The sequence below is a fragment of the Mycobacterium sp. OTB74 genome (assembly GCF_029892685.1).
GTDB lineage: Bacteria > Actinomycetota > Actinomycetes > Mycobacteriales > Mycobacteriaceae > Mycobacterium.
On the sequence record NZ_JARXVD010000002.1, the window covers coordinates 233,353 to 245,658 of the forward strand.

At 66.1% G+C, this 12,306-nt stretch carries 8 protein-coding genes; 2 read left to right on the forward strand and 6 right to left on the reverse strand.

Annotated elements, in window-relative coordinates:
* The 6 genes from M2432_RS04285 to M2432_RS04310 form a co-directional block, all read right to left on the reverse strand.
* Positions 1–1,266 carry a DUF445 domain-containing protein gene (locus M2432_RS04285; RefSeq protein ID WP_280825743.1) on the reverse strand — a complete coding sequence of 422 codons (1,266 nt, stop codon included), beginning with the start codon at positions 1,264–1,266 and terminating at the stop codon, positions 1–3.
* 8 nt (positions 1,267–1,274) lie between these two features.
* Positions 1,275–1,985, reverse strand: a complete 711-nt coding sequence (locus M2432_RS04290) for an Abi-alpha family protein (protein WP_280825514.1) — start codon at positions 1,983–1,985, stop codon at positions 1,275–1,277.
* 40 nt (positions 1,986–2,025) lie between these two features.
* Positions 2,026–3,552 carry a dynamin-like GTPase family protein gene (locus tag M2432_RS04295; RefSeq protein WP_280825515.1) on the reverse strand — a complete coding sequence of 509 codons (1,527 nt, stop codon included), beginning with the start codon at positions 3,550–3,552 and terminating at the stop codon, positions 2,026–2,028.
* Positions 3,549–5,429 carry a dynamin-like GTPase family protein gene (locus tag M2432_RS04300; protein ID WP_280825516.1) on the reverse strand — a complete coding sequence of 627 codons (1,881 nt, stop codon included), beginning with the start codon at positions 5,427–5,429 and terminating at the stop codon, positions 3,549–3,551. Before M2432_RS04300 ends, M2432_RS04295 begins: the two co-directional genes overlap by 4 nt.
* 137 nt (positions 5,430–5,566) lie before the next feature.
* On the reverse strand, positions 5,567–6,685 hold the full coding sequence (locus tag M2432_RS04305; RefSeq protein ID WP_280825517.1) for an IniB N-terminal domain-containing protein: 1,119 nt from the start codon (positions 6,683–6,685) through the stop codon (positions 5,567–5,569).
* A gap of 280 nt (positions 6,686–6,965) precedes the next feature.
* Positions 6,966–7,556 (reverse strand): Rv0340 family IniB-related protein, encoded by a 591-nt coding sequence (locus M2432_RS04310; protein WP_280825518.1) that lies wholly within the window; start codon positions 7,554–7,556, stop codon positions 6,966–6,968.
* Between the two features lie 243 nt (positions 7,557–7,799).
* On the opposite strand from M2432_RS04310, the gene M2432_RS04315 reads away from it, so the two are divergent.
* Together M2432_RS04315 and iniR are read left to right on the forward strand one after the other, a co-directional pair.
* Positions 7,800–9,737: an Hsp70 family protein gene (locus M2432_RS04315; protein ID WP_280825519.1), complete on the forward strand. Its 1,938-nt coding sequence runs from the start codon at positions 7,800–7,802 to the stop codon at positions 9,735–9,737.
* Positions 9,738–9,751: 14 nt separating this feature from the next.
* Positions 9,752–12,256 (forward strand): isoniazid response ATPase/transcriptional regulator IniR, encoded by a 2,505-nt coding sequence (iniR, locus tag M2432_RS04320; protein WP_280825520.1) that lies wholly within the window; start codon positions 9,752–9,754, stop codon positions 12,254–12,256.
* Positions 12,257–12,306 lie beyond the last annotated feature (50 nt).

The following is a 12,306-nucleotide window of genomic DNA, read 5'->3' on the forward strand; positions in this document are numbered from 1 at the left end:
TCAGTGGTGGGTGAACAGCTCGATCATCTGCACCTGTAACTCGCCGACACACCCACCCAGGATGGCGCCGATCGCGATCATCAACGGCTCGTCGTCCTTGAACACGGGCCGCAAGATCGACTCGTACTCCTCGGGCGTCAGCTGGTTCATCTTGTCGGCGATGGTGTTTTCCAGGTCGATCCGGCTCATGGTGTAGTCCTGAGCCTCGCGCAGCGTGGTCGGCAGCTGCTCCAGCACCTGCGCCACCACGTGATCCTTCAGCGCGCGGTACTTGGTGGTGCCCACCGCGAACTTGACCACCGTGCCGGCGATGCCGGTCTCCTGATCGATCGCCGACTCGACCTCCTTGGCCACCATCGCGAACAGCTTGTCCGCACCCGGCCCCTTGAGAATTCCGTCGAACAAGATTTCCGGTGAGAACAGATCGTCAGCCAGAATCCGGGCGTAGTCGGCGGTGATCTTCGCGCGCTGAGCGTGCAGCAGGCCCTGAAACTGAATGAAACCAAGGTATTTCGTCGGCCTGACGGGTCGGAACAACATGTTCAGTGCGATGTAGTCGCTGACCAGACCGATACCGAAACCGAAGGCCGGCATGATCCAGGGGTTCTTGAAGATCGCCCAGACGAACATCTGCAGAGTGCCGATGGCCAGCCCGAAATAGATGCCACTGCGACGGACGAATGCCATGGCATCGTCGCTGAGTCCGCGCATCAGCTTGTTGAGCTTCTCTTTGTTGCGCACCAACGTGGTGACAGCCAGGAACTGCAGGTCGACGAAACGCCCTAGGTCAGAACGCATCTCGTCGAGCATCTTCTCGGTGATCCGCGGCGCCTGGGCGTGGATTCGGTTCAACACAGCGTGCCGGCCGGCGGCGGGCAACGAATCCCACAACCCCGGACGGATCTGCTCGGCGACATCGCGGGCGATTTCGTCGATGGCTTCCGAGAGGGGTTCGCGTAGTACCTCCACCGCCTCGTTGGCATCGATCCTGTCCAGCAGTTCCTCGGGTTTGAGCAGGTTTTGGGTAAGCAGCTCAATGGTTTTCGAGCCGACCTTGCCCGCGCGCCGCGGAATGATGCCTTGCCAGCCGATGGGCCCGACACCGATGAACTCCACCGGCCGGTAGATCATCTCCATCGCGACGATCTTTGTGCTCCAGCCGACAAACGCGGCCACCAGTGGCATGGAGAAGTAGATGGGCCAGTACCGGCCGAAATCAGCGAAAATTTCGGGCAACGACATCATGGCGACGATGGTGTGCGACATCTGAGACGTCACTGCCAGTCGTCCCGCGCGTCCTGCGCGGCGGCGGCCCACAGCGAACGTCCCAGGGCGGACAGCATCAACGTCAGCTTCTCCACTTTTGCCGGCAACGGTCCCTTGGTTGCGGCCTTGACCGCAGCCAGCACGATCATTTCGGCCATCAGCACCTCATAGTCCATCTTCAGCGCGGGGTCCTCCGGGCCGATCTCGACCAGCCCGAGCGCCAGAAGATGGCTGACGTACTGCGGGGTCATCTGGGGCAGAGCGACATTCGCGGTCCGGCCGATCAGCGACGCATTCTCCAGCATTACCTTGCGGGTCCGGTCAGACACATTGACCAGAGGCGAGACGGAACCGTCCGAGAGGGCGCCGACGATCCGGGCCTCATCGGCCACCAATTGATCCAACAGGTGATGGTAGAGCTCGGCCTGGCCGCCGGCGGTGTTCTGGTCCAGTGCACGATCTAGCAATTGATTCATCTTGGTATTAAGCGAGCCGGCCCGCGTGCTCGGTTGCGAACCGGCCTGCGAGTCCCGCTGAGGTTCGGAGTCTGCCGGCGCCGGCTCGACATCAATGTCCGCCGGTTCTGGATCAAGTTCGCTGAGCCCCTTCCGAAGGGCCCCGACGACTTGCTGCTCGGTCCAGCTGTAGACGTCCAGGCCCAGCCGGGCAGCATCGACCGCACGTCCTACCAGCCCAAAAGGGTCAAACGATTGCGTCACCCGCAAACGGTAGCTGCGACGGGTCCCAAATTGCCAATGTTCACCTTTGCGCCACTCGCCCCCGGGCTGCGTACTCGGCCACCAGCGCCTCGGCGCTGCGCACCGCCGCCCGGCAGGCCCGAGCGGTGAAGGGGTCGTTGAGCGGGTGCTCAGCCCGGCGGCGCCAACGCTGGACCGCTGCGAATGCCGCCCGCGGGCCGTCATAGGGAGCGTCATGCCCGAGCCCCAGACGGCTGGCGGCGTCGGTACCCGATCCGCCGATGATCCGGCGCAACGAGGCCATTTCGTCGTCATTGAATGACGTTGTCCGCGAACGTAGTTGGCTGATCAGCCGCAGTTCCTCGAAGGCGTGCGTGTCAGCGAGCAGCGGTTCGATATCGGCCAGCATGTAGGGCGTCGCATAGATCGGGTTGGTCTGCACAAAACGGCGAACCGACAGCAGCGCGGTGTGCGCCTTGAGCATGTCGGCACGTTGGGCGAACTGCTGATCGATCACCTCCCGCAGCGCAACCAGACCACTTCGCTCCAATAACTCGTCGGCCAGCCCCATCGAATCGGTGACACCGGCTCGCAGCACTGCGATGGAGATTCGGATGCCGAACATGCCGAACCGGTCCAGCAAAGCGCTGCGGGTTGCCGCGTCGACCGGCAGCGCGGCATCCTCGCGGGCGAAGCGATCCACCGACAGCATGGCCTTGCTCAGGGCCGCCGCGCCGTCGCCGTCGAGCGCGGCGAGCTTCTGCAGTGCGGCAAACTCGCTCTGCCGCAACGTCCGCGCCGTCAACGCCAACAATCCGGACACCGGCACCACCGCTTGGCACACACCGGTGCGGTCTAATTCGGTGGTGAAGCGCGTTGCCACTTCACGGGCCGACAGCATGGCGTCGATTCGGCCGGCACCGATCTCATCGGCGCGGGAGGCCACCCCGATGACGCCAAGTGCCCCAGCCGATCCGCCGACGAGTTCACCGATCTGTTTGAGCAGGGCAATATCCGCGGCGTTGAGGGTGCGCAGCAGAAAGACCACCGCGTCGACCCGCGGGATGCCGTCTGGCGGGACCAGTAGTTGCAGCGTGCGGTCGGAGACGTCCCGTGACAGCGACGAGGTGCCCGGGGTGTCGATGATGACGCAGCGTTCCAATTCCGCTGACGGCCACTGCACATCGAGGTCGACGATGTCGGCAACCTGGGTCGCGCCCTGGGCGCCCGAGTACCTTGCGAGTTCGAAGGTGAGGCCGCCATCGCGGGTGATCGGGACGTCGGAGCGGTGGCCGTCACGATGATTCGCGGTGACCCGCGGCGTCGGGCCATAGTGGAACCACGTGACCAGACGGGTCGCCTCAGCGGCATCGGTGGGTGCAATCTCTTCTCCCACAAGCGCATTGACCAGAGTCGACTTACCGGCCTTGAGGGTGCCGGCCAACGCTATCCGGATCGGCTGGTCCAGCCGGTACCCGATCCGGTCCAGCTCACCCAGCAGCCGCGGCTGGTTCCGGTACATCGGATCCGAGCGGTACGCCGCGACGATGTCCGCTAGGATCGCACGGACTCGCTGGCTGGTGCTCATCGTTCCCCGGCGGAGCCGGGTGCGGCTGAAACCGCTAGCTCCGGAGTCAATTTCACCGCGTTGTCGACCACCTGACGCAAGATGTTGAGCTGACGCTCCAGCTCCCGCACCCGGGTATCTCGTTCGCCTGCCTCGATCTGGGCGGCAGCCATGGTGGCTTGCAGTGATTCGTTCAGCGATCGGGTGGTCTGATTGGCGATGCCGCGGTAGTGGTCACGCAACTGGCGCTGGATGTTGCGCAGCCGGTCACGCGACTCCTTGCCCACGGCGAACGACACGTCGTCGACAAACCGGCGTACGTTCATCTTCGCCTCACCGCGCACCCGCAGCATGCGGTTCTCCATGTCCTCCTTGTAGGCCTTGCGGCCCAACAGGAGTCCGGCTCCGACCGAGAGTGGGTTGAACATGCCGAGGCCTGCCAAGGACGTCATCATGCCGAACATCACCACGCCTCCGTACGAGCCGCGCAGGCCGGTGACCATCTTGTGCCCGGCTTTGACCGGCTTGGCCTCCAACCGGGCCAGCGAGTTGAATTCGCCTAGCCCAGCACCCATTTCCCGGGCACTCACTTCAGGCAGCTCGACGGCGTCCAGCCCGGCCTCGACGAAGTTGCGGGCCACCTCGGCGGCCAGTGCCTCGGCTCGCTGGTAGGCCCAGACGAAGTTGTCACCGACTGCGGTGGCCACCACGTTCTCCAACTCGGCGCCGATCTCGGCCCAGTGCTGGGTCGGATCGCAACCGTCGATCACCCGCTCGGTGTGAGCAGTGATCTGCCGGAAGCGGTTTCGCAAGTCGTGGTCGACGTCCGCAGTCAGATCGGCGATGCCGTCGTTGAGCACCTGTTGCCACAGCGCGGTCTGAGTCAGCGCATCCTGCGCTTCTTCCTTGCGACGTTCCAAGTCCTGTTTGATCCGCTCGACCTGTTCCGGGTCGTTGATCGCCGCCAGTTCCGCACTGACGGTCAACGTGAGATGCTCTGCCGCCGCATGGATTTCGGTGACCACCTGGTCCTTGATCCGGTCGTTCTCCCGGCTCAGCACCCTGTCGGTGAGGAATTTGATGATCGACGGGAAATTGGATTCGTCGTTGAGTTCCTTGTCGTTCAGTGCCAGCGCATGGGTGCGCAATGTCGATGACACCGGCGTGATAGGGAGCGTCAACCCTGCACGCTGCAGGTGCGCGACGTTGGCCGAGACAATCTCGCGCCAGTGCGGGTACAAGTCGGACTTGGTGGCGACAATTGTTGCCACCGGGCAGATTTCGACGGCCTGCCGAACAAAGGTCAGCTCCGGCGCGGTGAATTCCTGGCTGGTGTCGCTGACCATCAGCACCGCGTCGGCGTCAGGCAGCAGGCCCAGCGTCGCAGACAGGTGGGGCTGACCTAACCCGCCCACACCCGGGGTGTCGATGAAGGTCAACCCACTCTTGAGCATCGGGCTCGGGGCGGAGACCTCGACGCGCAGCACTTGACGGCCTGCGGCCTGCGGGGCGCGGCGCAGATCGGTGGACAGCTCGTTGGGAGGAATGCCCACCACGCTCGGTTCCAGTCCACCGTCGGGCGGTGCCAGCACCAACTGTGCGGCGGCGGCATCGCCATATCGGACGACGGTGGTGAGCACCGTGCTTTCGTCATCGCCGACGCGCGCCACCGGCATATTCAGCAGCGAGTTCAACAACTGGCTCTTGCCCTGTTTGAGCTGCCCTGCGATGACCACCCGGATCTGCGGGTCGCTGATCCGCTCTTTGGCGGCCAGTAGCCGCTGGGCCAGGTCGTCGCGGTCGTTGAGTTCTGCGATCCGGCTGGTGTGATCGATCAACTCGACGATCACGGCGACCGGGCGTGGATTCGCCGGCTGCGGCTCGTTGGGTTGCGTCACGTCATCTCCTCTCAGCGATTTGTGCACGATATCGGGCGGAGAGCGCCCCGAAACATGCACAAATCGCTGCCTAACGGTAGGCGCAAACGACCGGCGGGAACCTTAACTGGTCCCGCCGGCCAATTTGTTGCGATCGATCAGTGCATCGCGGTGTGCGGATCGATGTGGGTGGTGTGGCTGATGTCGGTGGTGCTGTGCAGGTCGGTCGGGGCATAGGTGTTCAGCCCGGCCTGGTGCACCGAGGAGTCGGTGACCGAGCTGTGCACCGAGTTGTCCGCATGAACATCGGTATGCGTGGTGTTGCCGCTGTTCAAGCTGGTGTTGGCAGTGTTGTTGCTGTTCAGGCTCGTGTTGACGTGGTTGGACACCGAGGAGGTGTTCGACACCGAGTGCGACGAGTCGTCGATGACGCTGCTGTTTCCGCTGCCCAGGTCGTGGCCGACCGTGGTCTGGTTGCCGCCGACGTGGGTGGACGAGGTGTTGCCTTCGTTGATGACGATGTTCCCGCCGCTACCTCCGCTACCGGCGCTGGCATGCCCGCCACCGATGAGGCCGCCGCCGGCGCTGGCGCTGCCGCCGTTGCCGCCGCCGGTGTTCACGTCGCTGATCACCGGACCGCTGTTGCCCGAGATGATGTGCCCACCCGCGGTCTGCGAGTTGTCAGCCACATGGTTGCCGGCACCGACGATCACCGGGGAGTGGCTGCCGGCGTGAATGTCGCCGTTGTTGACGCTGTTGCCGTCACCGAGCACCGCACCCTTTCCGCTGACGATAGGGCCGCTGTTGTTGCCCGCGACGTTCACGCCGCCATCGCCCTGCTGAACATGGCTGCCGCCCAACGTGATATCGCCGAAGCCCAGGTTGAACGCACCCTGCTGTGCGTTGGCGCCGGCGTCCTGGTTGGGGCTCATCACCGGGACATTGTTGCCGCTCGCGATGGGCACGTTGTTGCCGCTGGCGAAGTCGGTGTTGGTGTTGGGCGCGAAGGTCGGCTGCGAGACGAAGCCGGTGTGCGGCGAGAACGGCGAGGACATGTTGTAGTAGTCCGACACTGCGTTCTGCAGGCCGACGACCGGGTCGCCGCCACCCAGCACGACACCGGCCGGTGCGGCGCTGGCGGCCACTGAAGCCAGCTGTGCGGCGGTGACGTTGGTCAGGCCCGCATCGCGCATGGTGCCCTCCGGATCCTGGACGAACGAGGAAGCGACGGACGGGAAGCGGAACAGGTCGATGATGAACTCGATCAGGCTGGTCATGGGAGTCCCTTTCCTATGGAGCTTGTGGAGGTTTCGGGTCGCCAGTCCTTCCGGCGAACTGACAACTACGTTAGGGGCCGCCATGAGCCGTGCACACGGGGTGGCCACCCCTACCCCCAACGAGCTTTAGTGGGGTACCGCGACTCCCCCAATTAGGGGATTAGGGGATCGCTAGGGTGTTTGCTGAGTAAGAGGTGGGAAACGTCAAACGCCGGCGGCCATCAGGCCACCGGCGTTAATTTCTGGCGGGTACCGCCTCACCCGGTCAGGTGAGGTGGGGTCAGCTGAAGAAGTCGAACCCCTGGTGCTGGTCGGGTCCGGTCCCAGCGCTCGGGTCTGCGGTATCGACGGGATGGTGCCAATCGAGCGAATCTGCCGAATCCAGGTGTCCGCTGTCGACAACCGGCACGTCCGGGTGCAGGGCCGGGTCGTCGGCCGTCGCCAGATCAGGCAGGCTGCTGTGTAGCGGCAGTCCGGTATCGCCGGTCCCGCCATAGGCACCGACCGCCCCTGGATCGGAAATGACCTGGTGAACACCGGTATCGGGCAGAGGTCCGAAGGCTGTGTCCGAGACCGTCGTCGGCACCTGGGCGCCGAACGAATCGAATGCGTCGAATGCCGCGGTCCCCGCGCTACCTGCCCAGACGTTCGCGCCCGGATCCTCGGCACCGAAGGCCGGCACACCACCCGCAGGGGACGACATCGATCCCATCGACTCGGTGACCACCGGGATAAGATGTGCCACGTCCGCGGTGGTGACGCCGGTCAGGTTGGCCTCGGCGATGGCCCCGGCCGGATCAGCGGCGTAGTGGGCCGCCACGTCGGGATCACGCACCACCGACATGACGAAATCCAGAAGTGGATTTGCCACGACACCTGCTCCTTCCGATCATTCGGGGACATGCCCGCCCCACATGCGACAGGGCGCGGCTAACCCTTTTGATGCTAATCCCGATAACGCGTCAGGAGATCGGTGCCGACCCCAGTACCGAACACCCGCCATTAGGGGTATCTCCATTAGGGATTACCAATCGTTAGGGGATTGTGTCTCACCCCTAGGCCGCCACCGCATAGGGTGACCTCAGTCCGACACAGCGCCAAAGGAGTGGACTACATGAGCAACGGGCTCGGTTTGTCGATCGGCCAGACCAATCTGGCGGCCGTGCCCGCCGGACGAGCGCCGGTGAGCCGACGGGCAATCCTGACGCTGTTCCCGGATCGCCCCGCCGAGGTCGGCGTTCCGACGCAACCCTCCGGCCTGGTGCTGACGGGATTCGTCGAGCGGGTCGGCGACCCTATTCCCCTGATCGCCCCTGACGGGTCGGCACATCGCGGTGAAGCGGTGCTGGCCGAGGCCCTCGATGTGCTGGCACGTACTGCAGGCGGCGGCAGCCCGATCGTCATAGCCGCCCCGGCCCATTGGGGAATGTCGACCATCGGCGCGCTCGGCGTGGCATTGCGTGGCAAGCCGGGTTTGGCTTCTGCGCCACTGGTTTCCGACGCGGCCGCCGCGCTGGCCGGGTTGAAAGCCGGGCCGGGTCTGCCCGCTCGGGGGGTAGTGGCGTTGTGTGACTTCGGCGGTAGCGGGACCAGCGTCACCATCGCCGACGCCGCAGACCTGAGCCCCATCGGCGAGACCGTGCGCTACCCGGAGTTCTCCGGTGATCTGGTAGACCAAGCGCTGCTGAACCATGTCATCGCAGGCATCTCCGAGTCCTCTTCCGACGCAGACCCCGCCGGCACCGCCGCAGTGGGCTCGCTGACGCAGCTGCGCGACCAGTGCCGACAGGCCAAAGAACGGTTGTCCTCGGAGACTGCGACATCGGTCAACGCCAACCTTCCGGGGTTCGCCTCCGCCCTGCGTATCACCCGACCGGAACTGGAACGGCTGCTCGAACCCGCCCTGGCGGGACTGCTTGGCGTCGTTCAAGAATGCTTGCAGCGCAACCAGATTCCGCCGAGCGCCCTGGCCGCACTGGCCACCGCAGGCGGGGGCGCGTCGATACCGATTGTCACCCAACGGCTTTCGGAATATTTCCGGGTGCCGGTGGTGACGTCGCCGCAGCCCGCATTGGCCGCGGCCGCCGGCGCACCGATGGTGGACCAGCGCACCATGAGTGCCGACGCGCCCACAGGCCTTGCCCCCACCATGGGCTGGGTAGCCGGTCCCCCGCCCATGCCGCCTGCCGCCGACCCGAACCCGGCGTCCTCGACCTTCCGGTCGCTGGCCTGGTCCGACGACGAGCAGGACGACGCAGCCGCAGTACCCAGCTCCGGCGACTACCCGGCGGACTATCCGACCGGCTACGCCGATGCAGCCGGCGAGGGGACCACTGCGCGGCCGGTGATGGGGTTCGCCCACGAAGAAGAGGACAACCTCCCCGACGTCGCGCCACTGCCCTGGTACAAGCGCCCGCCCCTATTGTTCGGCGCGGCCGCAGCGGCATTCCTGGTCGCCGGCGGCGGCCTTGCGGCGGTGAACCTGACCAGTAACGACACTCCGTCGGGTCCGGTGACCGTCGATCTGACCACCACCATCACGGGGTCAGACGGGTCGCTGACCACCACCAAGATTCCGGCCACCACATCCGTTGTCACACAGACCAATCCGAATGGCGACGTGACCACGTCCGTGGTCACCAACCCGGTCACCACCACGCCGAGCACCACCGATGCTCCCACCACGACGACAACAACCAACACGACAACCACCACCACCACGACCACTAGCGACACCACAACTACAACCACCACGACAACGACAACCCCGCCGACGACTACCACCACGACGACGCAGCCGCCGACCACCACGCAACCACCGACGACGACCCAGCCACCCACCACCACGCAACCGCCCACGACGACCCAGCCACCCACAACGACACAGCCACAGACCACCCAGCCGCCCATCACGCGCACGCCCACCGCCGAGCAGACCACCGATGCGCCCAGTGGGCGAACGCCGACGGCTCAATCGGCCACCAAGGCGGCAGCATCGGAACCGTCGACGGGACAAGCGTCCGTACCGACCACCGCGCCGACCGGCCACTGACACCGACCACGCCATTGACCACCCACCCGCTAGCCGCCCAGGCCACCGCACCAGGGGCCAAGTCACTGGTGCTGGGCGGCATCGGCAGCGGTAAGACAACTGCACTGGAAGCGGTGCGAAATGCCTTGCGAGCAAACGGGACAACGATATTTGCCCGGGTGCCCCGCAACGGTGATACGCCGGGCGCGGCCATCGTGATCGATGACGCGCACCTGCTGTCGTCCACCGAGTTGGATGTGCTGACCGAGCTGGCCGGCGAGCCGGATCTCACCGTGGTGGCCAGCGCCGAACCACTCGCACATGACCATGCTCTGAACGCCCTCACCACGACTCTGACCCGTCAGCATCCACCGATCCAGCTGGCGCCGATGACTCCCAGGGAGATCAGCGACGCCGCGGCCCGCGCCGGGATCACCGGTTCACACCTGCCGGGGCTGATCACGGCCACCGGCGGCATCCCGTTGCTGTTGTACTCGGCGCTGGCCGCGCAGGCGTCAGGCGGTGATCCCATCCGCGCCGCTGCGGTCGCGATGGCCGAGCGGTTGCGCAGGCTGGACGAACACCTGCTGGACACGCTGTTGCTGTGTTCGCTGAGCCTGGAGCTGGGCCCCGACGACATCGCCGCGGCCCTGCGACTGGCCAGTGGTGAGGCCGCAGTAGTGGTGGACCAAGCTCGGGCCAGCGGCCTACTGTCCGCGGCGCTGGACCCAGTCTTCACCGATTCTCTGCACGCCTGCCTCGCCCAGCTGGTCGGCGCCGCCCGGCATCGCGAAACCGAGGCCAGGCTGCTGCAATCACAAATCGACCTATCAACTCTTTCAACGGATTTGGCGCTGAAACTAGCTGAACACGGCACAGTCGACGACCTGCTCGCAGCCGAGCTGATCCGACGTGCCACACCGGGCGACCCCCGCCAATCGGCCCGCCTCTACCGGGCCGCCGCCCGGGCCGGCAGCACATCGCCGGATTCCCACTTGGCCGACGCGCTGGCGCTCACCGGCGACTGCAGCACCGCCGGAACCCTCGCCGACCAGCTGTTGAATGACCCAGACCCGGTCGTGCGCGCACAGGCAGTGCGCATCGCGGCCAGCGTGGCCATGCACGACGGCGCCGCCACTCATGGCGCCGAGTTGTTCCGCTGGCTGGGCCCTTGCGCCGATCCGTTCGTCGCGGCGGCGGGTGCCGTGGTCGGTGTCGCCACCGCCGACGCCGAGCTGGCCAGAGCCTGCCTGCAAGCCGAAAACTCAATGCCGCCAACATCATCCGCGCGTGCCGCCGCGGGGATGGCCGAAGGGTTGCTGCTGACCCTCGACCAGCCGTTCTCGGTGGCCATGGCCCGGCTGACCCAGGCCGTCGGCGCTGCATCAGCCACACCCGTCGTCGCGCCGGACAGTCCTGCAGCGCTGTTGACCCTGGTCGCGCTGCACGGCGGCGACGCCGTACGCGCGCGCAGCGTGATCGGTCGAACGGTCCGCACAGGGGCGGGCGACGGTCAGACGGGTTTCGCCGAAAAGCGCCACCGACTACTGCTCGGCTGGATCAGGATGCTCGACGGACAGCTGGACTCCGCGGTGCCCACCCTCGACAGCAGCGAACTGCACCGCCGCGACGCTCTATGGTTCAGCGCCCTGCAGACGGCGGTCGCTCGCCGCAGCGGCGACGCCGGTGCCCTGCAGAAGCATTGGTACGTGGCCATGGAGGTGCTGGCCGAGTACTCGATAGATCTGTTCACGCTGCTGCCACTCGGTGAGCTGTGGGTGGCCGCGGCCCGGTTGCGGCAGGTCGACCAGTTGCGCCAGCCGCTCACCGAGGCATTCGGCCTACTGCGGTCGGCTGGAAGCCCGGCGTTGTGGTCGGTTCCGCTGCACTGGGCGGGCGTGCATGCAGGCATTCTGGCCAACTCCCCCGAGTCGGTGGCCCCGCACGGACAGGCGCTCGCCGCGGCCAGCCGGGCCGAGGGCTCGCACGGCGCCTACGCCACGGCACTGGCCAGTGCGGGTCGGGCCTGGTTGCGCGTGCTGGCCGACGGTGTCGATGCCGCCGAGGTCACGATGGCCGCCCGCGGGCTGGCCCGGTTCGGGTTGACCTGGGATGCCACCCGCCTGGCAAGCCAGGCGGCACTGCATTCAGCCGACGGCCGCGTGTCGGGCGCCATGCTGCAGCTGGCGCGGGACCTCAAGCAGGATGCGGCCCTGGAGGCCGCCACCGACCCCGTCGACGTCCTTGTCCCTACCTCCGACGGACCGACGCCGACCGATGTGCGCAACACCACACCGTCAGCGCCCGCAGCTGATGGACAGTCCACTCCGACACCGACCTGGACCCGGCTGTCCGACCGGGAACGCGAGGTCGCCGAACTGGTGCTGCAAGGCATGCCCTACCGCGACATCGGGGCCCGGCTGCTGATTTCGGCGAAGACCGTCGAACACCACGTGGCACGTATTCGCCGCAGGCTGGGCGCCGAATCGCGCTCAGAGATGCTGTCCATGTTGCGTGCGCTCCTCGCCGACAAAGCTTGAAATCAGCGAGCTAGCGCGCCCCAACCCGAGGGCCCGGCAGCCGCGCTGAC